We start from the raw sequence: 23,325 nt of genomic DNA on the forward strand, positions 1-23,325 counted from the left end.
ATCGTTTGGCGGTGCGTGGGATAAGGGTGTGGTTATGACGACGTTCGTCCTCGTCCACGGCGGGCTACACGGCGCCTGGTGCTGGCAGCGGATCGTCGGTCCGCTCAGCGAGCGTCACGCGGTGGTGACGGTCGACCTGCCGGGGCGCCGGCCGGGGAGCCGGCCCGAGCTCAGTGCGTACCTCGACGCCGTCGCCGCCGCTGTAGACCGCGCCGGACCCCCAGTGGTGCTGGTCGGGCACAGTCTGGGCGGAGTGGTCGTCAGCCAGTTCGTGGAGCAGCGACCCGATGCGGTCACGGGACTGATACTGGTCAATGCGTTGCTGGTCGAGGACGGCGAGGCTCCGCTGCCGAAGATGCAGAGCATCGGCGAGGACTGGTTGTTCGCCCGCCCGGGGGCACTCACCTTCGAGCCAGACGGCAGCGCGTTTGCGGTGGCGCCAGAGCTCGTCGTCGAAGGCTTCTACAACCGCTGCACACCCGCGGACGCCGAGTGGGCCGCCGGCCAACTGTGCCCCGAGCCGCTGGGCTTGGTGACCACGCCCTTGCGCATAACCGCCGAGGGTTTCGGATCGGTGCCGAAGGTCTACCTGGGCGGTCGTCACGATCGCGTGTTGCCGTGGTGGTTTCAGCAGAAAATGAGCACCGCGGCCGACGCCCGACTCGTCGACCTGGGCGGGGATCATTCGCCGTTTCTCTCGGTTCCGGACAAGCTGGTCGAACATTTGCTTGCCAGTGGCGTCGACGGCCCGCGCTGATCGCGGTGAGCGAAAGCCCAGCGCCGGCTCGTAGAGTCTTTCCGGTGACCTCTCCCGTCGGCCGCCGCCGGCCAGGCCGACCGTTAGGCGCAGACGGCGCCGAGACACGGCAGAAAATCCTGCACGCTGCCCGGCAGGTGTTCGCCTCCACCGGTTACGAGCGAGCCAGCCTCAAACAGATCGCCGAGGAAGCCGGCATCACCCGCAACGCGGTGGCCAATTACTACTCGGGCAAGATCGAGCTCTACGCCGCCGCGCTGGCATCGGTCCGCGATGTTGTGGCCGACAAGATCCTTGCCGACGCCAACGGTGTGACCGGCTCCGCGCATCGACGCGTCATGGCGGTGTTCGAAAGCGCGGTCGGATTCAGCCAAACCGACGAGACATTCGTCCGGTTCTTCGTCATCTCGACCGCCGACGCCATCACTCACCCGGAGCTCCGCGAAAAAGCGCTGCTGCCAATCGACTCCGTGCGCCGTTACGTCGGCGACCTGCTCGCTGCTGCGGCACGGACCGGTGAGATCGACGCCGAGATGGACACCGAAGCCACCACGCAGGTGTGCATGGATCTGTTGTGGGGCTTGGCCATGGACATCGGCTTCTACTCCGACGAAGAACGAACCCGGCGGACGATGCGGGCCGTCGATCGAATCGTCGCCGCAACGCTGGCTCCCGGCCGACCCTGACCGGACAAGGGCCGCGGCGTTCATCGCATGCCCGATGGTGTCTTGCGGTCGGCCAGTGCGGCGAGTAGCTCGCTCAGCCGTTGCTGTTCAGCGGGTTGGAGTTCGGCGAACCAGGCACGTTCCCGGTCCCCCTGCTCACGCATCGCCTCGCGCAAGGCGGCAGCACCGTGCTCGGTCAACTCGATTCGGACCAGTCGACGGTCGGCGCTGTCACGGCTGCGGAGCACCAGCCCATCGCGTTCAAGTGTGTTCAGCGCGCTGGAGACAGCGGCCCGGGACGCTCCCGAAAGGCGTGCGATATCGCGCAATTCGGCGGGACCCACTGCCCACAACACATTCATGATGCGAAAGCCGGCCCAGGTCCAGCCCCGCCGGCGATGCATTCCCTCGAAATCGCGAGCCAGTCGATGGTGCAGGCGGGTCAGGTTGAACACCAGTTCGGCGTGCTCGGCGGCGTCCACGCCGACGACACCGTCCGCGCGCAGGCGGCTGGCCAACAGTTCCCGATACTGCTCGACGGTGATCGCTCGAGTCGGCGGGTGGTCAGTGGCCATGTCCGATTATGAGCTGCCGCTCGGGCACCCGGGCGCCGCGTCAGCGGGTGTGTCCTGCCCCGCCGCGCGCCACTCGCCCCAATTCGCCCCCCCGACCCGGGCCGGACTCCACGGGGTAACGATCGTTTACGTATCGCCGACGTGGTCCAGCAGTCTTGTGCTATGCCGAACTAGAATGGCGCACGTCGCCAGCATTGAGGCGCGCAGAAGAACTGCAGCTTAATGTATGTCACATCGCACTTCCCCAGCCACTTCCGGCGGCGCCGACCCCACCGCCGACCGCCACCGGCCTGCGCCGTGTAGACTACGTAAGTGCTCGTTTACAAGTTGAGGTTTCGGCGCTAACATCTCCGGTACCGCAGCCCTCGCGTAAGCGCTGCTGCCCAGAACAAGAACCAGGGAGCTGAAAATGGGTTACTCCATTCCCGACACGGTCACCACCAAGGGGCCGTTCCAACCGATGCGCTTCGAGGCCACCGTCGAGGAGTGCATCGTCACCCACGGTGAGATCCCCCGCGATCTCTCCGGTGGGATTTACCGCACCGGGCCATGCTGGAAGCGGCCGACCAGCCAGGGCACAACGCCGCTGCTGGCGATGGACGGCATGGTGCAGGGACTGGTGTTCGAGAACGGCCGCGCCGACTTTCGGAACCGCTGGGTTCGCACGCCGAAATACATGCTCGAAGACAGGTACGGCCGCGGGATGTTCGAGTACTCCGACGGTGGGTTCGGCGATTACCGCGACTATGGCTACGGCGAGGTGTTGCGCACGACCGAAAACGCCCACACCCCGCAGGGCACGGCCAGCATCAACATCTTTCCGTTCGCCGGCGAGCTGATTGTTTCGGGCGAACTGGGCGCCCCACCCCAGATCATCGATCCGATCACGTTGGAGACCAAGGGAATCGTACCGTGGGCACCGGAATTGTCCCGAGGCCCGCACGAGCCGGTGTGCTTCGGCGACGGCACCTTCTGCGCTCACCCGAAATGGGATGAGGACACGGGCATTCTCTACGGGTGGTCATACAGCGACACCGCGCCCTATGTGTCGATGAAATACGTACACCCGAACGGGACGGTGGAATCCCGCGACCTGTGGGATGCCCCGTACAACACGGTGGCACATGATATCTGGCTCACACCCGAGTGGGTGGTCATGCCTTTCCAGCCGTTCATCATCGACTTGAAGCGGAATAGCAAGGGGTACGCGGTCTTCGGCTGGGAGCCGGAATTGCCGATCACCATCGCGCTGATCCCGCGGCACGATCTGCAGGGCGAGATCCGTTGGGTCAAGACCGAACTGCCCGCGCAATACGTCATGCATACGATGACGGCCAACGTCAAGGGAGACCAGCTCGTCCTGGACGCACCCATCTTCAACACGCCGCCGTTCCCGATGGAAAACGAGTTCAAAGAAGGCGACCAGGCTGCGTTGTTCTTCAGCAACGCCGCAAGCTACCTGGGACGCTGGACCGTCAACCTCACCACCGGCGTCACCAAGGCCGAGCAACTCTCCGAGCTGCCGTCCGAAATCTGCAAGGTCGACCAACGCTTCTACGGCAAGGGACACCGCTACGGGTTCCAGATCGGCGGCCAGCCCAAGAAGCGCGGCATGCGCATGGACAGCCTCATCCGCAACGACGTGGACAAGCTCACCGAGGAGATCTACCAGATCCGTGGTCCGGGCGAGCTGGCCGCGGTCCTGGAAGCGTCGTTCGCACCGCGCAGCATCGACGCTCCCGAGGGCGACGGCTACATCATCGTGCCGGTGTCGTGGTGGGCCGATCGGCGTGGCGAATTCCAGATCTTCGATACCGACGACATCACCGCCGGCCCGATCTGCAAGATCGAACTGCCGTTCCACATGGGTTGGACCCCGCACGGACATTGGATGGACTTCCGCTGAGGCAATGATCACCCGTGACGCCGCTACTCGCCGGAAACCCGACGGGTGGCGGCGTCACGCGGGATCGGGGAGCTCGCAGGGGGCGAACTCCATTCGACCCGAACGGTCGTTTCCGTAGGACGGCGTGACAGGTTCAGGCTATGCGGGACGAACCCCTCCTGCCTGGCCCGGACAGCGCCGCCCGGTCGCGGCAGGTTGTCCGAGCGGTGCGGTGGGGCGCGTACTCATCACTGCTGAGCTGCAATTTCTTCGACATTACATTGACAATTTGGTACATGACGTCTCAGTATCGAATTCATGATGTCAACCCGCGCCACAGCCACCAAAGCTCGGCCCTCGGCGGGCTCGGGGAATGTGAACGATCTCTCGCAGGAACCGCACCGTCTGGTTCCGGTGAAGTGGTGGGCCGGCCTCGGAGCGTTGATCGTTGCCTTCATCGCCTACGTGTTGATCGATTGGGTGACCGGCCCGTTCTTTCAACGGGTGCCCACCGGCCCCAACGATCCACCGACCTACATGAAAGTGGCGATGGTCTTCTTCCAGGCCGTGTCGATTCCGGTCGGGCTGATCCTGATTGGGTGGTTCGTGGTGCGCCCAATCGTCCGGCAACGCCGGCTGACCCTGGACGGCATGCTGGTGCTCGCCTTCTCGACGCTATGGTTTCAAGATCCGTTGTCGGCCTACGGCGGCCACTGGTTCACCTACAACTCGTGGACCTTCAACTACGGCTCGTGGGTGCACAGCGTCCCGGGTTGGCTGTCCAACGGAAAGCCCGGCGCCATGGTGGTCGAGCCGATTCTGATCATGCCGGGGTTGTACGTCTACGTTTTCGTCATCACCATGTTCCTGGGTTGCGCGGTGATGCGGCGGGCGAAAGCCAGGTGGCCACAGATCGGCACCCTCGGACTGATCGTCTGCTGCTTCGTCGCCATGGTCGGTTTCGACATCATCCTCGAGGGCGTGATATTCATGCCCCTCGGCATTTGGGAATACCCTGGCGGACGCGGCTTCTCGATCTTCAGCGGGACCTACCATGCCTTCCCGCTCAACGAGGTGGTCACCGTCTCGGCGACCTTCACCGCCGTTGCCTGCCTACGATACTTCCGCAATGACCGTGGCCAGACGCTGGTCGAGCGCGGCGCCGAGAATCTCCGGTTGTCCGACCGCAGCCAGGCGGTGGTTCGCGCACTCGCGGTCCTGGCCGGCGTACACGTGGCGTTGTTCCTCACCTACAACGTGCCGAACTACTGGATCGGGACCCACTCCAAAGAATGGCAGCGCGACCTCCTGGAAAGGTCATACTTCACCGACGGATTGTGCGGCCAGGGCACGGATCGCGCCTGCCCGGGCCCGGGTGTTCCGTTGAGCCGCAACGACAACACCGGCTCAGGTGGGGGGTCGGGCTACCTCACACCTGACGGCAAGGCCGTCATCCCGCCCCACACCCAACTCCCGGCTCAGTTCCCGTTTGCCAATTGAGGCCGATTGGCCTTGCGCAATTGCTGACAGCGCTGACGTCAGCCGGCGGAAACACCCACCTCGTCCCGGCTCGCCGGCCCGAATTGCTTGCAGTGCCAGTCCGGTAGTGACTGCAGCACGGGCATGAACTTCGCGAAAGTCCAGAGGGTCAGCATCGTGATAGCCGCGGAAACGAGCGCTGCGAAGTGTTTCACCGCCGACGACGTGTCGAAGTTGAGAGCGGCATAGACGGGCCAGCCCGCCCATAGCTCCCATGCCCCGAATGCCGCCGGCACGATGAAGATTGCAGCAGCGGCAGCCTTATTGCCGAATCTCTTGATCAGCAGGTACAGCACGACGGCGCCGAGTAGCTCACCAAAATTCGTGAAGACCCACCACAGCGGGAACCCGAACAGCCGGAAGGGCTGATCGCCGTAGTACTGGTAGACCTTGGCATTGATGAGTGGTATCTCGATGAGCCCATTGACGATGACCTGCCACCCTGCCACCATCCAGAACGTCCGGCGGCCGGCGCCGCGTTTGAGCATCAAATAGAAGACCCAACACTGGAATCCGCCGAACTGGATGTAGAGCAGCACCGCCCACAAGGGATAGTCCACCGGGAACGCGGTCTGGGCGAACGCTTGAAAGACAACGGTGTTGCCACGATTGAAGTTCAGGTGGCCCATGACATCCCAGAACGGCTCGATGGCGTTGCAGAAGATGCCACCGATACAGCAGAACAGCAGTACCGCGGTGCGCTTGAGCAAGATTTCCCCGACGGCGGCGATCACGCAGGCAGCCGCGGTGACCACGCAGATCCACGTCACCACAGTGCTCGTGGTAGCACCGAGAGTGATTGAAAAGTCAGGCACGGGAACGGGATTGACCCAGGACGCGCTTGCCGTCATGGCAATCAGCTCCTTTGCGCGGGCAGGCTGGTTGACGAGCGTGGGCGCCGCGTCACGCAACCAAAGTGATACAAGAATATTATCTGCGTATCATTAGGTCAACATGTCGGCGCCGACAGCGGCGAGAACTCTACGGCCGCGACAGCACGGGCGGAACGATGAAATCGGCGAAGAACTCGCGAGCGTCACGGGCTACATGGTCGAGCAACTCGGTGCGGGTGGACAGTTGCACCTGCGACGCCAGGAACCAACGGATTATGCGCTCATCGCTGAGGCGGTCGTTGATTTCGCCGCGCGAACGGCCGTAGCTCAGTACGGGATACCAATAGTCACTCTCCGCGGACATGATCAACTCGTCGCCGGCGACTATCGAGGCGGTGATCTCGACCATCTCCTTCACGACCACCAACTGCGTCATTTCTTCGGTGCGGTGAATCTCATAACCGAGCACCAGCGACTCCACCAACACCCCGCCACGGGGCCGTCCAGCGGAATCTTCTCCCGCCGGATGCCATTGGTGATCTCGATTTCCCGCTCCAGAGCCGCGGCAATCAACGCCTCTCGACTGGGGAAGTAGCGGTACAGGTTGGGGCGCAACAACTGGGCCTCGTCGGCGATTTCATCCATCCGCGTGGCCATTACGCCGCTGCGCCGGAAGCACACTCGGGCCGCATTGAGTACACGCTCGCGCACGCCATCCGGGGAGCGTCGCCGAATCGGATTGGGTTGAGCCACGGTTATCAGTCTGCCAAACCCAACCCGCCGCGCAGAAGACCCTATTGATACGGATATTCTATGTCTGTATCGTAAGTGATCGGGTGACCGCCCATCCACCGTCAGGTGAGTCCCGCGTATGCGGCTCGTGCGGACAGGAGAATGCCCCGATGTCCGAGTTCAGCCCCTTCGCTGACTTCGACTACCGCACGGTGGTCGGTGCGTTTCGGCCCACGGTGGCGTCGATGCTGCCGACGAAGACCTATTACGGGCTCGGCATGCAGGTGCAGTACATCTACGGATTTCTCCAGGACGACACCGGCAATTCCTATGTGGTGGAACGAAAGTTCATGGGCTCGATGACCGGTGGTTGTTACGTGATGTCGACCGAGCACGGTTCACTTCAAGTGCTGCCGGCCACCAGGCGCAGTGCACGGGGAGAACTGCGCCGCAGCTCGACTGCCAACCAGCGCCGCTGGGCCGAACCCGTCATGCAACGCCTCGCACCAGGGGTGGCACCTGCCGATGAGGCGCCGCTGACCATCGACCTCACCGACAGCCGGGTCACCTGGGACGAAGGTGACATCCTGCATTTGGAAGGCCAGACCGGGGCACTGGGCGTGCAGGCATTCGCCCCGATGCCCGACCAGCCGTGGTTCTATTCGCAAGTCCCGCACCGAGCTGAAGGCACGATTCTGGGTAGACCGGCGCGCGGAATCGTGGTCTTGGAACAGGGTTTTTGGCCACACGGCATCGAACCGAAGGAGTTCGCGTTCTATGCCGACCTGGAGATCAGCTTCAATGCGTTCGGCAACCTCCTCGAGGACGGCGCGATGCAGTGGGGAATGATCGTCAACGGCAAGCGGGGCCTGTCCTGCGCGGTCGTCGTCGAAGACCTCGACGGTGAGGGCACCGTACTGACCGCCGCCACCGAGCACGCCCAGCACTACGTATTCGACGCGGGCGGCCATGTCGACAGCTCGACAATGGCGACCGGCGGTGTAATATGGGAGTTCCGTGGCGACAAGACCGGCTGGATGGACGAATTCGCCAGTTCCCGCTGGGGCGGCTACGGGTCGCAAGCCGGGTCGACCACCCGTCGAGGCGACCCTCGCACACCGACCTTCAGCTACGGGTGGTTCGAGTACTTCGCCGATCGCATTCCCGCCGACAGCCGTACCAATTGATGACCCTCTCGGGACGTCGGTTCACCGATCCCGTAGCGGGAGTCAGTGAGCCAGAACGCTTCTGGACCACTACCAATGTGGCCGAGGCCACGCCCGATCTGTTGTCACCACTGTGCTGGGACATCTGGAGTGACGGCCTGGAACGCGCTTGGCTGCAATCGATGTTCGACTTCGGACTGTTGTCCCGCCGCGAAACCGCGATCCACGCCGATCCCAACAAGCGCTCCACCGCAGCCATTTACGGCCGTCAAGTAGCAAATGTCGCGGTGATCCGGACCGTCATGGGCCGGCTCCCCGGAGTCAGCCCCGACGACGTCGAGCGGGACCTCCTCGGCAGCGTCCGTCCGGGTCTACCCCCAGAACCAGGGGCCGGTCGGCGGCTGCCCGTCATCGCGGTACGCCTGCCGGCGGCGATGCTGCGCACCAACGCCCTAGTGTGCGCCATGCACACCCGCAACCGTCAATGGTGGCGTGAGGACGTACTCGGCAATGCCTCTCACGCTTCGCCTTTGCAGCGTCTGGAGATGTCCCGCAGCAAATTCGCCGAAGCCATGAACCTTCACTCCCGTGTCCGGTTCCTCGTTCCGGTGGCAGTCGGTGCGGTTACCGCAATTGCCGCTCCGGCGTCCGGCGCCGGCCCGGAACAGACGCGAAACCTGTTGAGCGGCTTCGGCAATGTCGCCGAAACCACGCTGGCAGACGATATCTGGCGAGTGAGCCGCGACGAAATGACGATCGAGGCTTTCCTGGCCGAGTACGGATTTCACGGACCGAACGAAGGCAACGTCTACACGAAATCTTGGCGGGAACAACCCGAACGGGTACACGCGTTGGTGTCCGCCTACCGCACTCGCGTAGATATGCCCCGGGCCCGCGACCGCGAACGCGACGCGATGCGCACCCGAATTGAAACTGAAACCCGTGTCCTGGCTGAACTTCCCCGTCTCCGGCGGCTCGCGCTGCGATTTGCACTGCGCCGCGCAGCCAACCTGATCCGAAATCTGGAGCTGACCAAAGCGTCGTACCTCCGGGCACTCGACGGCGCCCGAGCTGCCGCACGCGACCTCGGGCGGCAACTGGTGGCGCAGCAACTCATCGACGACGTCGACGACGCGTTCTTTCTCACCATCAGCGAGCATCACGATCTCGCCAACGGGCGACTGTGTGACGCCAAGGAGCTGATCGCCTATCGACGGGACCAACGCTCCCGCTACGCGAGCATCGACCTCCCAGTGAGTTTCACTGGAATGCCGGCCACCGTCGCGTCCGCTGCGCCAGCCCGAAATGACCAGCCTGTCGAGGCCGCCAAAGGCGTCGCCGGTGGCGGTGGGACGGTACAGGGCCGGGCCCGTGTGGTGCTCGATCCCAATGACGACGTCGAACTGGAGCCGGGCGACATTCTGGTGTGCCGATACACCGATCCGAGCTGGGCGCCACTGTTCGGGACCGCCAGTGCACTGGTCATCGACGTCGGATCGGCGTCGAGCCACGGTGCCGTGGTGGCTCGGGAACTGGGCATCCCCTACGTGATCGGCACCGGCAACGGCACCACTGTCATTTGCGACGGTGACCAGATCCTTGTCGACGGTGCCACGGCGACAGTGCAGGTACTGGCTGACAACCGACACCAGCTCGATGACGCATCCAGCTTTCCGTGACCTAGGAGATCCACTCAATGGACGCCAACCATCCCACTTTTCCCGAGATCGACGGATGGAGCGAGACACGCTGGATCGGTACCTGGAGCCCGGAATCGCAGTGCGGCCTGTGGCTGCATGTCGGTCGTTGCCGCGAAGACCTCGATCTCTGGTGGGTGCAGACGAACGTCTACCTACCCGGCGGGCGTCTCATCGTGAGCCGATCCTGGTGCCGTACCGGTCAGGGTCCTCTCGTGCTCGACGGCAACCTTCGGCTCAGCACCGATGAGGAATTCCAACGCTTTTCGCTCGCATTCGACGGTGCTGGGGAACTGTGCACAACTGCCGAACTCGCCGAGAAGACCGCGGGCGCAGGGATCGCCGTGCCATTTCGCGTCGAGCTGTCGGCCGAGGCCGCGGCTCCACCGTTCGATCCGTTCGGCGGCCATGGCAACGGCGAGGCGTGGGCATCCCGACACACGCAACAGACCTACACCACCACCGGCACAGTGACATTCGAGGGCACGTCGCTCGAGCTCGACGGAGTCGGCTACATCGACCACTCCAGCGGACCACGCTCGTTCGCGGGTGTGGGCAGCCATGTCTTCGTCAATGCTGTTCTCCCCGACATGTCGGTGCACGCCATGGCGGTGCGAGGACACGATGGAGAGCAGCAGATGGTGGCCGGCGCGGTGTTCACTGACAGTGCGGAATCAAAGATCGTCGCCGTCGATATGCCGAATCTCACCGATCTCGTCGGCGGACCGCACTCGTTCCAACTTCGGATCGACAGTGTCGACGGCCAAAGCACCACGCTGGACGTCGAGATCATTCACACACTCCCCGTGACGATCACCGACCGCAACGACAATCTCAACGGGATCGGCTGGGACCTGCCCGAGGACACGCTGATCCTCACCGAATGCGTGGCCCGGGTCACCGCCGCCGACGGGTCGGTCGGCTATGGTCAGGTCGAGCGGAGCATGCGCCGCAAAGATTATCTATCGTGAACAACCAAGTGGCGCAACGACAATAAGCGGTCCATAAGTGGCCGCGCAGGTGCGGCGCCTGCTAACGGTCGAGACCTTCGTCGACGAGACGGTCCACAAACCCTTCCAGCCAGGACAGGCCGGCAACCAGCTTGCGGTCGTCGCCGACCTTGCGCAGGTGGCCGTACTGGGCGCGATAGTTGGCCCAGCGGGATTCGGAGAACTCCGTCATGCGACCGGTGACCGGACCCTCGAATTCGTACTTCTCACCGGCGACGTCATAGACCGCCGCGAGCGGCCACCCGGCGGAATCCAACTCGAATTTCGCGCTGACCGTCGGTGTCATCGCCGCAACCTCCGTGCCGCGGATCACGACACCCGGGGTGAAGCCGTCCTTACCGTTGACGAGGTGGCCCCACTCGAAGGTGCCGTCATCAAACTTGTTACAGAACACCTGCCACATGATCTGCAGATCGTTGAAGTAGCCGTATTCTTTCCACTCCAGGCCATGGCGCCAGTAGGCGTTGTCATACCACATCGGGCCTTGCACGGTCTTGCCCTGGATGGTGCCCTTCGTCCAGTAGCAGGTACTGGTGTAGATCAAGGGCTCATGGAACGAGGGCACGAAGAACTGCATTCCGTTGCCAACCGACGGACCTTCGATCGACAGGATGTCGCCCTCGTCGTAGGCCAGTTTGGCACCGTTCCAGTACAGCGTCATCGGCTGTTCCCCTTCGGGGAGAGTGCCTTTCGGCAGCCGCTGGAACACCGGATCCGACCACTTGCGTTCGACACCGCCGATAACCCGGCGCAGTTCTCCGCGGGCCGACCGGCCGGAGTCCTTATGCACGTTGAGTTCCTGGCCGGGGTCACCATCCTGCGTCATGATGAATCCCCCGCTGGTCAGGGAACCAACGAACTTCCGCTCGACGCCATAGGTGAGGTCCTCGTCATCACGCAGAAATCCGTAGAGCCAAGTCGCCTGGATGTTCAACCCGTGCAACGACTGATCTACCTGCATGTGGGCCGGGTTGGGATCGAACGATCCCACCACCACGCGGTGCCCAAAGTCCCCGAATGTCTGTCGCGCCATGTTGCTTCAACCTTCCTTTCGATCAGCGTGCTGCGAGGTCCCTGTTGGCGCGCGCCACGACGGTGACGGTGCCATCGGTGCCGTTGACCCGGACCCGGTCGCCGTCGTGCAGCACCGCGGTGGCGTTACCGACGTTGATCACGCACGGAATGCCCATCTCTCGGGCGATGATCGGACCGTGGCTGTTGGGTCCACCGATGTCGAGTACGAGAGCATCGGCCATGCCGAACAAGGGTGTCCAACTGGGATTCGTGGTGCGGCACACCAACACCACACCGGGCTCGATATCGCCGTCGGGGCCATCGGCGACACACACCACCCCCACCACGGTGCCCGGGCTGCCGGGAATGCCGCAGAGTTCGTCGACATCTGCCGTCGGTGTGGCGGCGGCACGCGGGATCGTCTGGGGCACACCGTGGAAGGTCATCGGGATGTCGAAAGACAGGTATTCGGCCCGCCGAGCTTTGCGGAATTCGACGATGTCCCTGGCGGCTACGGGTGGTCGCTGCTCGAGTTCGCTGATGGTGAAAAAGAAGACGTCCTCGGGGTCATCGATGATGTCGCGTTCGGCGAGATCGAGCCCGACGCGCCGCGCCGCCGCGCGGCAGCCGTCAATGGCCATGTGGTATGTGCTCTTGGCCAGTTCAAGGTTGCGCACCTGCGTGGCGGCGTGGGCGAAGAGTTGCTTGGCCAGTAGCCGTTGCAGGGGCCCGCACGCGGCCAGGATCTGACGTTCCGCATCGAGTCGCGCCTCGGTCGCCGCGCGGGATCGCACGTCAGGATCTTCACGCTCGGCCAAGGCCCGTGCGCGTGGTAGCAGCGCCTCGGGATCCTCGCGCCACGCACGCGTCCACACTAGGCCTTCATTCGGGCCGTAGTAGCCGTAGCGCTCGACGAAGTCCGCGGCGCTGATCTCACCGGCACCAAGGCGGCGCATGTCACGTGCCAGCGACAACTCCGTGATGTCCCCATAACCGGCGAACACCGGTAACGCAAGGTCAGGGCGGCCGACCTTGTCGGCCAGGCTGACCAGCGCGCCTTGGACGCCGGTGATGAAGGTCCGCACCCGGATATGCAGTCGCATGGTCTGCCGGAAACGCACGCTGGCAGCCCGCAGATCAGCGACCGGGTCAGTGGAACCGTTGCCGTGCAGAACTTCTCGTGTCCACCAGCGTTTGGTCTCAGCGTTGGATTCGATCAACTCCGCGCCGGTGCGGCGATAGCAGCGCGGCAGTCGCCAGGCCATTGCGGGCACGCGACGATACGATTTCGGCTGCGGCGGCAGGCCCTTTCGGACGCTGCCGCAGGTATCGCGCTCGAAATCATCGGGAGAGCCGCCGGGGACCGTGCCCATCCTGGCACGGACATAATCGACGTTCATCGCATGGCGACCGAAGAACACCGCAGTTTGGCGCACATTGGGATCCAGTGGCAGGAAAATCTCGGACTTCGCCATGATGCCGAGGTCGTACCACCCTTCGCGGGTGGCGAGTTCGAAGCTGTCCCACACACTCCAGTCCAGCGGGGACAGCACTCCCGGCGTGACTTCACCGGTGTTGGCCAGTGTCCAGAAGCGGCCCGGTTCCGAGGTCCCCCGGACCGGGTCCGTGATCAGCGTCAAGAGAACTCCCTCGTCCCCAGCGGCCGCATGGTGTGCCTCGCACTCTGGAATATAACGATACGAGAATATGATATTCGTATCGTTACGTCAACGGCTCGACTGACCACTACCACCATGCCGAGGCGGGCCGTCACCCCGGAGTCGAAGCCGGGTTACATTCGGGTGGGTAGCCGACCCGTACGGTCGGACGAATATGTCAACAGTGCGGCACGAAGCACCAATCATGCTCTAGCACTTGATTTTTCGCCGGGACGTTACTGGATTGCGCGGGTTGCGTTGCCGTTCAGCAGCTCCGGTGCCCGCGCCACTCTTGCCGACATGCGCTCCGCGTGGTTGATCAGCAGATCCAGCGTGGCGAGACCGATCGCGATGGTCAGCGCCGCGGCCAGCCATCGCAGCGGCGCGCAAGCGTGCGCATTGAGTGCACTGAAGATCGGCCACCCGACCGCGACGCTGCCGGCGGCGTCGAACATCATGGGCAGGAACGGCAGATACAACGTGCGCCAGCCGGTGAAGGTGTCACCGGCGGCCAACAGCAGCACCGCCAGCGCCAGCGGCCCCACCGGGTTGATGACGATCCAATACGCGGGAAAGCCGGCAATCTTCATGGGTGCATCGCCGTAGTAGCTGTAGATGCCGCTGGCCAAGACCGGCAGCTCCACCGCGACATCAATCACCGCCAACACGCCAACCCAGGCCCACAGTTGACGACGTGTCATACCCCGGCGCAACGCCTGCAGAATCAGATAGGGCATTCCGCCGAAGAACACGATGTAGATGCCCAAGCCCCACATCGGAACCCGCGAGAAGGTGTCGAGCACGGTCCATTGACCAGCGACCGGATGCCACACCAGGCCCAGCACATCGTCGATGGGTTCGTTGAAGTACGCCCCCGCTCCCCCGAGGAGGAGCAGCGCCAGCATGACCGATCGGGTTCGGGCGATCTCCCGTATTGCGTACCCGGCGAAGCCGACCACCAGCACCGCCATGGCGACCGTCGCGACGAGCTGCGCCGTTGCAGGCATCGTCGTGCCGTCGGGGGTCGCCGGCAAATCGAAATGCCCGCGGATCCAAGTCATTGTTGCTGAAGTTCGCGCGTCGAGGCCAGGTCTCGCCGCAGCTTAAGGGTGTGCGTGTAGATCCAGCGCGCCGACGCATCGAGTATTGCCAAACCGATTGCGCAGGAGGCGACTGCCCCCGTCCAGCTGACCCAGCCGGAGGCACCGGGCACGTGCAGCGCGTTGTACACCGGCAGACCTACCGCGGCGCTGCAGCCGGCGTCGGTGACCAGGGGCAGAAACAGCACCAGCACTTTACGCCAGCCGGTGAAGTAGCCGGGCGCCGCAAACAGGATGGCGGCGCACAGGATTGGGCCCGTGGTGTTGATGAACAGCCAGTACAACGGAAATCCGCCGATGCTCATCGGAACCTGGCCGTAGCCGAAATAGGTGTAGAGCCGAAAGTGCAGCAGCGGCAACTCGATCAGCAGATCAGCCACGAAGGTGATCGCGATCCCCGTCCAGAATGCGCGCGGCGTGAAGTTGAGCCTGCGCAGCTCCAACAGCAGCACATACGCGATGCCGCCGAAGAAGATGATGTAGGTGGGCAGTCCCCAATGCGGTATCGGCCCCATCGTCTCGAACACCACATCCTGGCCTGGTCGAGGATGGTGCACCAATCCCAGGATGTCGTCGAGCGGTTCGTTGAGGAGCGCGATGCCGCCACCTGCCAGCATCACCAATCCCAGCGGCGACCCGGTCCGCCGCCACTGGCGCACCGCAAAGATCACGAATCCGACGACCACCAGCCAGAGCACGATTTCGGCGACCGTCTGAGGCGTCCGCGGGAACACCATCGACGGCGGTGTCGGGATGTTGAATTGGCCCATTTTCGTCAGACCGCCAGCGCGGCCGGCGAAAGTGCTTGTAACAGTTCACGTGCGGCACGTTCGCCGGCTGTCGTAGCCGTGTTGACATTGCCCGAGGAGTTGTAGGAACCCGCGAGATGGATGCGACTTTTCAGATCCCGGGAGGCATGGAAACGGCCCAGAGCGCGATACAGCCCGGGGTGGCTGTAGACAAGCACGGGATACCACCGGTTGACTCGTACGAACTCGATCGCGTCACCCAAACCGGGTATCGCCTTCTCGGCGTCGGGCAGGACGTCGGCCAGGATCTGCTCATCGCTGGCGTCCATGTGGTCAACGGCCCATTGGTTCATCATGAACAGCGACACCAGGCCTTTGCCCGCCGGCGCCCGGCCCGGCGCCTTGTTGTGTTCCAGAATGACCGCGAACAAGCCCTCGGATACCGGCCGTGGAACCACGACGAAGGAAGCCGGACAGTCGGGAACCCGATTCAATGCCAGGTTTATCGACATTGTCGAGGTGTAATTCAGCTCCCGCAAGAACTTCGCCCGCTCCGGATCCAGCTGCGGCACGAGGTCGGGAACCCGGTTGCCCATCGAGCTGACGATGGCCCCGGCGCCACGCTCGGTGTACTGCTTGCCGTCGGGTCCGACACACGTGACCGTCACGCCGCCTGCGTCTTCGACCACCTCGACCACTTCGGTGTTCAAGCGAACGTCGGGTATGGCTGCGGCCAGCCGTTCGGGAAACGACGAATATCCGTCGCGGAAGGCATACAGCTTGGTGCCCAACACCTTCTGCCAGAGGAAGAAGAACTCCACGACAGAGATGACGCTGGCCGGAACTCCAGCCCCGCCACGCACCGTCGGCTCGATCAAGTAGTCGTACAACTCCCCGTCGAGACCGCGGCGCCGGCAGTACTGCTCGGGTGTTTCGATGTCGTAGGCACCGGCGATGGACAAGTCCTCGTAGCTGAGCAGGTTGCGTAGCCTGAACGAGTCGGCGGCCAGCCGGGCAACCTTGAGCTTCGAACCCAGCGACAGCAACTTGGTCCGGGCGGCATCCAGGACGAGCCGATTCGCTCGTAGGTAGTGCATCTGATCCCCGCGCATAAAACCCATCAGCGAGTTCGCCGGTATCAATTCGTCCGCCATGCCGATGTCGTGGACGAGCCGCATCACGCTGTCGTAGGCGGCGGGCAAGATCGTCGTGCCGGCTTCCATCAGATAACCGTCGCGCTTGATCGAAAGCAGTTGTCCACCAACACGATCGCGGGATTCCATCACCACGACAGGGCGACCTGCTTCGTGCAGCCGCCACGCCGCCGCCAGGCCGGACGGTCCGGCTCCGACGATGTACACCTTCGAGGGATCAGACATGGTGTGCATGTTATCAAACAGTGAATACGTTAAACAGACACTCTGTATGAGTGCGCGTACAGGGCATATACTTCGCGCGTGGCCGCATCACCTCCCCGCCCGCTGCAACTGTCCCGGGCCCAACGCCGAAGCATGCTCGGCCGCCATTTCGTCGGCGTCGTCGAAGAACTAGTGGCGAACGGGGTGAGATATGCCGACCTGAGCGTCGAAGCGATAATCACCGCGGGCGGGATCTCGCGATCCACTTTCTATGTCTATTTCGATGACAAGGGCGATCTTCTCGTCGCCATGGCGCAAGACGTCATCGGCGAGCTGATCGCCGATGGCTCCTCGTGGTGGGACCTACCGGTCAACGCAACCCGCGAGGATCTGCACAAAGCCATGCGAGTGCCGATCGACACCTATCGCAGACACCGCACGATTCTGGGCACGATTGCCGAGACCGCCGCCTACGATCCGCGCGCACAAGAACAGCAGCAGCATCTGATCGGTCAGGTGGTGCGCGCGCTGACTGCCTATATCGGCGACGCACAGCGCGCCGGGGTGGCCGATACCGAGCTGGATTCCGCACGCACTGCGCAGTGGCTCATCTGGATGATCGAACGCGGGCTCTATCAGCTTGTCGGCTCCGCCGGCGACGAGGAGGTCGAGCTCCAGCTCGATGCCCTCGTCGAAATCGTCTGGCGGGTGGTGTATCTCAGCGGCCGCGGCGCGGCACCCCGGCGCGCTAAGGCGCCGACCACCAAACCGACCCGCGCGACCGGGCGGCAGTCGTCTACCTAGGTCGACGAGGCTAATGGCCTACCGGCAGATCACTTTGGGCCCTAGGGCCCCCGGTGACACCGTAGAGCAGCATCCGAGTCAGTTCGTTGATCTGGCGGGTCTTGCCGGGGCGACGCTGATCGGGCGGGAACACCCAGTCGTCGAGCAGCACCAGGGCCAGGACGGATCCCACCGATACGGCCACACTCACCGGCGCGTCGAGGCTGCGGAAGTTGCGAGCTTCGCTGTGTTCCAGCAGCACTCGCCGTGGCGTGCTGAGATTGTTGGCCAGCCTCTCGCTGACCCTGGTGGCGACTGCGGCCAACCCCGGGTCGGTGCCGCTGATCCGGGCCGCGACCAGGGTGCTCAGCAGTCCACGGTGCTGGTCGACGAGTCCGTAGAACCCTTTCACGAAGGCCTCAGCCACCTGCATCGGGTCGGCGGAGGCTGTCGTCTTCGCATCCCACGTCGTCGCCCAGTTGTCGACGAACTCGTTGAACGGGGCCAGGATCGTCGTCTCGAACAGTTCGGCCTTGGAGCCGAAGTTGCGGAAGATGACCGATTCACCGACGCCGGCTTTCTCGGCGATCTGCCGGGTCAGGGTGCCGTGGTAGCCGTGCGCCGAGAAAAGGTCATGCGCGGCCTTGAGGATGAGTTCCTTGACCGTGTCAGGTGCGCGGCGGGCGCCCCGCCGCACGACGGTTGATTCGGTCGACAGCCTCGCTCACCCCTCTCGCATGCCGGCAATCTCAGCCATGACAGGTTGCCGTGCAAAAGCCTAGCGTGGCCGGCCCGCGTACTGGTTGAGCCTCGAGCAACGGCATCACGGGAGGACCCGAGGATCACCGACGCGTATCAGTGCCCGGCGGCGGGGATGAAGGTGTTGGCGACCGGCATCCGGAAGCCGGGGCTGCCAGGGCACGGCCCGTAGGTGGTGGGCGCGGTCGAATGCGGGTTGCCCGGGATGTTGCACAGCCCATTGACGAGGTGGGCCGGGTAGTCCGTCGGGTAGGGCGATGCGTGCAGTCCGGCGGGGATCTGCACCAGCAGCAGTGCCCACATCGACATGGCGAACACGGCGATGGTGGCCAAGACGCTCACGGTGGTCCGGGCGGCCGGATGGAAAGACTCCAGCCCACGCTCGGTGATCGTTTGGCCCTTGTCGTCGCGGAAGTAACGCACCGCGGCGAAGGTGGTGAAAACTATTCCGGTGGTGAGATATTCAGCCCAGGCGTAGCGCTGTCCGTTGGCGAACAGTGAGAACGACGCGGGCGCGCCGGGCAGGCCCCAGAGGTTGAACAGGAAAGTAGGCGCCTCCAGGCAGAAGCCCAGGAAAAGTCCGTAGGCATAGGCGAATGCCAGTAACGCGACGGTGCTGATCTGGGGAACGCGTCGCTGCACGACCCGCATGCCGTGGTTGAGGATTATCGAGAAACCCAACAGCCCGAACGGGTAGATGAACATGATGAACACCGGTTGTGGCATCAGACCGGCGGTCGGGTTGACCACCCCCGGGGCCTGGGCAACCCAGGTGTTGAGGTTGAGCCATTGCGAGCTGTACATGAAGTTGGGCTGCATCCAGTTGACCATCGGGTCCCAGAACAGCGTGAAAAACCCGGCTATGACCACGATGCCGTCGAAGACCAGACGCCGTTGCTGAAGGCATTGGCGCACAACATGAATGCTGATCACCACCACGGCCACCGCCATGATCGTCTCGTAGCCACGTGCGACCCACCAGGACGCATCGCCGGGGTCGCGGGTGGCAGTGATCTGAGTGGGGCCCGAGGCCAGCCAGGCTCCCCACGTCCAGAGCGCATAGCCGGCCACCAGGGCACCGATCACCGCAAGAATGACCGGGGCCGGCACTTGTCGGGGCGGTGCCGACACCGGAAGCGGCCGGCGGTGATCCGCTGCGACGGCGGACATGGTGCCTCCCATCGGGGCAACTCGAAAACACTGGCTCGAACTCAGCGTACAGCTTAGGGCGACATGCCGACAAGTATTGTCGTGGTGTCGCCTAGCAGTCGACGAACACGGACGGCACGGCGTAGGTGCGAAACTCCCTGCGCAGGGCCGCGGCGTCGAGGTTTTCCCGCAGCAGGGCGAAGCTGATCACCCCGAGCAACCACTGACTGGCTTCGTCGACCACCACACCGGGACGCAGTTGCCCGGCGGCCGCCGCCTCCTCGAGCACCGGTCGCAGACTCTTGGCCAGCAGTGCCTGAACGGCGGTGGCGCCACCGATGATCCGATCGACGGTCTCGGGCGGCAATGCCTCGGCCAGTGCGCCGAATTCCTCGTCTCCGCTGGCGATTTCGACAGCCCGGGCAAGTACTTCGACGAAACGTTCGCGCAGGCCGGCCGGCGCGTCGACCAACGCTGCGTCCAAGCGCTGTTGCAATTCACCGCAACATGCCACCAGAGCGAGTTCGATGAGTTCGTCGCGACCGCTGACGAAGTCGTACAGCGTCTGGCGCGCCAACTTGGCTTCCTTGGCGATGTCGGCCATTCGCGTGCGCGCCACGCCGTAGCGGGCGAACACCGCCCGGGCAGCGCTGACGATTCCTGCAGTTGTGGCGTCCATCGACGGTCCTGTCTGACGGCAGGTCGCGGCTCCTGCCCGACCTGATATGCGGCGATTCTATGACCGGCGCCGAGGTCTCACCGCCGGGAACCGCGCCGGCCGAAGCGTTGACATCGTTGCGACGATGTGGATATTTTGAGACTGATATTCCAATTAATTCAGGTGTGCGGATCCGGCGGCTCGCATCGACGCGGGGTTCCGTCTCGGCATCTCAGGGAACGGAATGACCGGATCCGTTGATGCCCTTGAGGTTTCACTCAGCGTCTCAACCCGCTGATCGCCGGCGACGATGGAGTACAAGGATGACGACGCCCGAACTCTGCGACGACTACCACTACATCGTGGTCGGCGGTGGCCACAACGGACTCAGCGCGGCGTGCACCCTGGCCGGTTCCGGAGCCACCGTGCTGGTCCTGGAGCAGCGTCCCCACCTGGGCGGATTGGCCAATAGTGGGGCGTTTGTGGCCGAGGCGCCACACCACATTCTGAGCCTGGGCGCGATGGACGACATGTTCATGTCGTGTACGACGTTCATCTCCGATCTCGGCCTGCATCGCTACGGCTACCGCAGCACGCCGGTGCAGGCCCCGTACGGCTGGATCGGTGCGGACGGGTCCACGCTGCTGCTGTTCCACGACCTGAACCGCACGCTGGCCGAGGTGCGGCGATTCTCGGCCAAAGACGCCCGCACCTACGCCGATCTACAACCGGCGCTGTCCTGGATTTTCCAGGCGCTGACCACCGTCATGCCACATCATCCCGCGCAGTTACCGAAAGCGGAGCTGGGCAAACTGCTGCTCAAACTCGCTCCCAGTCGGGCGATTCGGCGCCAGCTGGGCCGAATAATGTCGCACAACCTGATCGACCTGATGGCCGATACCTTCGACAGCGACCAGATGCGATCGCTGGCCACGTACTGGGGCAGCATGATCGGGCCGATCGATCACGACGGCGGTGGCTTCTACTGCGTCGGCCTGGCCGCGGTGCACCGCAAACCCGGCGTGATCCGGCCCCTCGGGGGTATGGGTGCGGTGATGGAGGCGATGGCGGCGTACGCGACTCAACGCGGCGCTCACGTCCGCACCGGTACCCCGGTGCAAAAGGTGATGGTCACCGATAATCGCACCACCGGAGTCGTCCTCGGCGACGGTTCAGAGATCCGTGCTACCCGCGGCGTACTCGCGGCGGTACCTCCACAGCTGGCCTACGGCGGGCTGCTCGAGGACGGCGTGCTGGACTCGGCAACCCGGGCTAAGGTCGCGATCTTGCCGGCCAGTGGCAACAACTCGGCCACCTTCAAAATCGATGTCGCCCTGTCCGGGCGCGCCACCTACCCGAGGGGTGCCTTGCAGCGCCGCAAGATCGACGACTTCGACATCCGCAAGACGGCGCTGATGACCGGGACGTTCGAGCAGAACATCCGCCAGCTGCAGGCCATCCGGGCTGGTGAGTCGCTTGAAAGTCCGCCGGTCTACATGGCCGTGCTTTCGGCCAACGACTCGGGATTGGCGCCGGAGGGCCAGGACGTCGTTTATCTGGCCGCCAACGTCCCCGCCCAACCGCGCGACGGCTGGGAGAAGACGAAAGCGGGAATGTCGGACGCGATCATGGGCTCGGTGCGTCAGCACCTGGACGGTTTCGACGGCGAGATTGGCCGAATCGAAACCAGCCCGGCCGATTTCGGCGATCAGTTCGCCACCCCGAACGGGTCCTACTTCCACGTCGACATGACCCCGCTCCGGCTGGCCATGAACCGGCCTGCGCCAGGCCTGGGCGGCTACCGCTCACCGGTGCGCAATTATTTCCACGCCGGAGCGGGCTCGCATCCCGGCGGCGGGGTCAGCGGCTGGCCTGGCCGACTCGCTGCCCAGACCGCGCTCGGGCAGCACGGCGCTTGACCGCCCACTGCACGGATCAGCGATGAATGTACTGCCGCACAACGCAGTTGACTAAGGCCGCGGCATCGGCACGCCCGGGCCGGGGCATGTCTTGCCGTCGGCTCCACCGGTACACATGCCGTTGATCAAGTACGACGGGTATCCGGCCGGGAACGGGTCGGCATGCGTGGCGAACCACTGTTGCGGAACCATGTACAACACCACGAAACCGATGTGGACAGCGCCGTAGATGGCGAAGAACTTCAGTGTCTGCCTGGCCTTGTCGCCGGCCTTGAGCCGGTCGAGGCCACGCTCGACGATGGTGCGCCCGCGGTCGTCCCGGAAGTAGCTCAGGCAGGCGATGGCTCCCAACGCCAGGCCGCCGAACAACACGGTCTCCGACATCGGAATCTGATACGTCCGGCCGGCGAACAACGTGATCGCCTTGATACCACCGGGATAGGCATACGCTCCGGTGCGCAGGACGAGCCCTTCGATGATGGTGTCGGTGAGGACCAGTCCGACGAAGATGAGCGCGACGATGCCAGGAACCCCGAGCTGCGGCCGGCGCGCTTTGAGCTTACGCACCGCCCACAACACGATGATCACCTGGGAGAACACCAGCGCCGTGTAGGCCGGCGGCACGATCAGTAGGGGTTCGGGTAGCCGGTTTGCGTTGGGGCTGGTCCACGTCGGCCAAGAGCCGTTGGCCCACGCCCCGCGGTTGATCAGATGGGAGTTGTAGAGCAACGACACCGACGTGTAGTTCATGACCATGTCCCAGAAGAAGACCGTCGAGGCGCTCAGCGCGATCATCGCATCGGTGGTCAGCTTGCGATGGCGCCACCATGGGCGGATCACCCACAGATAGAACAACACCACCGCTGCCACCGGGACCCCGATCTGCAGCGCCGTGAACAGAACGTGCTGCCAGCCCGGCAGTGCGTCCGGACCAGGCGGTGTCGAGGTGAAATGCGGACCGAAAACCCAGCGCGCCAACACGATTACCTGAAACATCAGCAGCACGACACCGAGCGCAACCCAGAACAGCACCGGCCGGGACCGCTTCGGCGCCACCTGGGTCGGCAGTGGCCCGCCGGCTGGGATGTCGCTCGCAGACCGATCCAGAACAGCCATCGATGCCCCTCGTCTCAGCGTTGCCCAACAGTCACTCTAATTTGAGATTCAGTATCTCCACAAGATGTTTTCGCACTTCTGACGGTTTCTGTTAATAAGTAGAGGTAGCTAAAGCCGTTGACAGGCCTGGGTCGGGGTCGATACCGTTCAGCTCACCACCGCCTTATCGGCTAGAGGTTTCACGCCGGTCATCATGAGGATTG

Annotated in this window: 22 protein-coding genes; 9 read left to right on the top strand and 13 right to left on the bottom strand. The window is 63.8% G+C overall.

Features of this window, described 5'->3' with window-relative positions; genetic code table 11:
* Positions 1 to 34 precede the first annotated feature (34 nt).
* Together MKCMC460_RS21800 and MKCMC460_RS21805 are read left to right on the top strand one after the other, a co-directional pair.
* Positions 35 to 757: an alpha/beta fold hydrolase gene (locus tag MKCMC460_RS21800; RefSeq protein ID WP_236977022.1), complete on the top strand. Its 723-nt coding sequence runs from the start codon at positions 35 to 37 to the stop codon at positions 755 to 757.
* Positions 758 to 801: 44 nt separating this feature from the next.
* Positions 802 to 1,443, top strand: a complete 642-nt coding sequence (locus MKCMC460_RS21805; RefSeq protein ID WP_236977023.1) for a TetR/AcrR family transcriptional regulator — start codon at positions 802 to 804, stop codon at positions 1,441 to 1,443.
* A gap of 20 nt (positions 1,444 to 1,463) precedes the next feature.
* Here MKCMC460_RS21805 and MKCMC460_RS21810 read toward each other — a convergent pair whose 3' ends face one another.
* Complete coding sequence (locus MKCMC460_RS21810; RefSeq protein ID WP_236977024.1) at positions 1,464 to 1,997, bottom strand: MarR family winged helix-turn-helix transcriptional regulator; 534 nt, start codon at positions 1,995 to 1,997, stop codon at positions 1,464 to 1,466.
* Positions 1,998 to 2,406: 409 nt separating this feature from the next.
* Between MKCMC460_RS21810 and MKCMC460_RS21815 the strand changes: the two genes are divergently transcribed.
* A complete protein-coding gene (locus tag MKCMC460_RS21815) occupies positions 2,407 to 3,903 on the top strand; it encodes a carotenoid oxygenase family protein (RefSeq protein ID WP_236977025.1) in 1,497 nt (498 codons plus the stop codon).
* A 297-nt stretch (positions 3,904 to 4,200) separates the two neighbouring features.
* A complete protein-coding gene (locus tag MKCMC460_RS21820; RefSeq protein WP_238304810.1) occupies positions 4,201 to 5,382 on the top strand; it encodes a spirocyclase AveC family protein in 1,182 nt (393 codons plus the stop codon).
* Between the two features lie 38 nt (positions 5,383 to 5,420).
* Here the strand turns inward: MKCMC460_RS21820 and MKCMC460_RS21825 are convergent, their stop codons facing one another.
* The 3 genes from MKCMC460_RS21825 to MKCMC460_RS21835 form a co-directional block, all read right to left on the bottom strand.
* Positions 5,421 to 6,332, bottom strand: coding sequence for a hypothetical protein (locus MKCMC460_RS21825; protein ID WP_238304811.1), 912 nt, complete (start codon positions 6,330 to 6,332; stop codon positions 5,421 to 5,423).
* Positions 6,333 to 6,402: 70 nt separating this feature from the next.
* Complete coding sequence (locus MKCMC460_RS21830) at positions 6,403 to 6,735, bottom strand: hypothetical protein (RefSeq protein WP_238304812.1); 333 nt, start codon at positions 6,733 to 6,735, stop codon at positions 6,403 to 6,405.
* Positions 6,687 to 7,007, bottom strand: coding sequence for a TetR/AcrR family transcriptional regulator (locus tag MKCMC460_RS21835; RefSeq protein ID WP_238304813.1), 321 nt, complete (start codon positions 7,005 to 7,007; stop codon positions 6,687 to 6,689). The genes MKCMC460_RS21830 and MKCMC460_RS21835 overlap by 49 nt, the downstream gene beginning before the upstream one ends.
* A gap of 149 nt (positions 7,008 to 7,156) precedes the next feature.
* Between MKCMC460_RS21835 and MKCMC460_RS21840 the strand changes: the two genes are divergently transcribed.
* The 3 genes from MKCMC460_RS21840 to MKCMC460_RS21850 are packed head-to-tail and all read left to right on the top strand — an operon-like array spanning position 7,157 to position 10,820.
* Positions 7,157 to 8,173 (top strand): hypothetical protein, encoded by a 1,017-nt coding sequence (locus tag MKCMC460_RS21840; protein WP_236977034.1) that lies wholly within the window; start codon positions 7,157 to 7,159, stop codon positions 8,171 to 8,173.
* A complete protein-coding gene (locus tag MKCMC460_RS21845) occupies positions 8,173 to 9,831 on the top strand; it encodes a PEP-utilizing enzyme (protein WP_236977036.1) in 1,659 nt (552 codons plus the stop codon). The genes MKCMC460_RS21840 and MKCMC460_RS21845 overlap by 1 nt, the downstream gene beginning before the upstream one ends.
* Positions 9,832 to 9,848: 17 nt before the next feature.
* On the top strand, positions 9,849 to 10,820 hold the full coding sequence (locus tag MKCMC460_RS21850) for a hypothetical protein (protein ID WP_236977038.1): 972 nt from the start codon (positions 9,849 to 9,851) through the stop codon (positions 10,818 to 10,820).
* A 61-nt stretch (positions 10,821 to 10,881) separates the two neighbouring features.
* Here MKCMC460_RS21850 and MKCMC460_RS21855 read toward each other — a convergent pair whose 3' ends face one another.
* The 5 genes from MKCMC460_RS21855 to MKCMC460_RS21875 all read right to left on the bottom strand — a co-directional run bounded on the left by MKCMC460_RS21855 (position 10,882) and on the right by MKCMC460_RS21875 (position 16,759).
* Entirely contained in the window at positions 10,882 to 11,892 is a 1,011-nt protein-coding gene (locus tag MKCMC460_RS21855) for a hypothetical protein (RefSeq protein WP_236977040.1), read from the bottom strand.
* Positions 11,893 to 11,914: 22 nt separating this feature from the next.
* On the bottom strand, positions 11,915 to 13,513 hold the full coding sequence (locus MKCMC460_RS21860) for a PEP-utilizing enzyme (RefSeq protein ID WP_236977041.1): 1,599 nt from the start codon (positions 13,511 to 13,513) through the stop codon (positions 11,915 to 11,917).
* A 254-nt stretch (positions 13,514 to 13,767) separates the two neighbouring features.
* The gene (locus MKCMC460_RS21865; RefSeq protein WP_236977042.1) at positions 13,768 to 14,592 is read right to left on the bottom strand and encodes a hypothetical protein; all 825 of its coding nucleotides are present in this window, start codon (positions 14,590 to 14,592) and stop codon (positions 13,768 to 13,770) included.
* A complete protein-coding gene (locus MKCMC460_RS21870) occupies positions 14,589 to 15,401 on the bottom strand; it encodes a hypothetical protein (protein WP_236977043.1) in 813 nt (270 codons plus the stop codon). Before MKCMC460_RS21870 ends, MKCMC460_RS21865 begins: the two co-directional genes overlap by 4 nt.
* A 5-nt stretch (positions 15,402 to 15,406) precedes the next feature.
* Positions 15,407 to 16,759: an NAD(P)/FAD-dependent oxidoreductase gene (locus MKCMC460_RS21875; RefSeq protein WP_236977044.1), complete on the bottom strand. Its 1,353-nt coding sequence runs from the start codon at positions 16,757 to 16,759 to the stop codon at positions 15,407 to 15,409.
* Between the two features lie 78 nt (positions 16,760 to 16,837).
* Here MKCMC460_RS21875 and MKCMC460_RS21880 point away from each other — a divergent pair, with 78 nt between their 5' ends.
* Complete coding sequence (locus MKCMC460_RS21880; RefSeq protein WP_238304814.1) at positions 16,838 to 17,542, top strand: TetR/AcrR family transcriptional regulator; 705 nt, start codon at positions 16,838 to 16,840, stop codon at positions 17,540 to 17,542.
* Between the two features lie 10 nt (positions 17,543 to 17,552).
* Here MKCMC460_RS21880 and MKCMC460_RS21885 read toward each other — a convergent pair whose 3' ends face one another.
* From MKCMC460_RS21885 to MKCMC460_RS21895, 3 genes are all read right to left on the bottom strand, one after another.
* Entirely contained in the window at positions 17,553 to 18,218 is a 666-nt protein-coding gene (locus MKCMC460_RS21885) for a TetR/AcrR family transcriptional regulator (RefSeq protein WP_236977046.1), read from the bottom strand.
* A 158-nt stretch (positions 18,219 to 18,376) separates the two neighbouring features.
* Positions 18,377 to 19,450 (bottom strand): spirocyclase AveC family protein, encoded by a 1,074-nt coding sequence (locus MKCMC460_RS21890; RefSeq protein WP_236977047.1) that lies wholly within the window; start codon positions 19,448 to 19,450, stop codon positions 18,377 to 18,379.
* A gap of 91 nt (positions 19,451 to 19,541) precedes the next feature.
* Positions 19,542 to 20,108, bottom strand: a complete 567-nt coding sequence (locus MKCMC460_RS21895; RefSeq protein ID WP_236977048.1) for a TetR/AcrR family transcriptional regulator — start codon at positions 20,106 to 20,108, stop codon at positions 19,542 to 19,544.
* Between the two features lie 302 nt (positions 20,109 to 20,410).
* On the opposite strand from MKCMC460_RS21895, the gene MKCMC460_RS21900 reads away from it, so the two are divergent.
* Complete coding sequence (locus MKCMC460_RS21900) at positions 20,411 to 22,006, top strand: NAD(P)/FAD-dependent oxidoreductase (protein WP_236977050.1); 1,596 nt, start codon at positions 20,411 to 20,413, stop codon at positions 22,004 to 22,006.
* 51 nt (positions 22,007 to 22,057) lie between these two features.
* On the opposite strand, the gene MKCMC460_RS21905 is transcribed toward MKCMC460_RS21900, so the two are convergent.
* Positions 22,058 to 23,122, bottom strand: coding sequence for a spirocyclase AveC family protein (locus MKCMC460_RS21905; protein WP_236977052.1), 1,065 nt, complete (start codon positions 23,120 to 23,122; stop codon positions 22,058 to 22,060).
* Positions 23,123 to 23,325: the final 203 nt, after the last annotated feature.

This window comes from Mycobacterium sp. 20KCMC460, assembly GCF_022179425.1.
In the GTDB taxonomy this organism is placed as follows: domain Bacteria; phylum Actinomycetota; class Actinomycetes; order Mycobacteriales; family Mycobacteriaceae; genus Mycobacterium; species Mycobacterium kiyosense.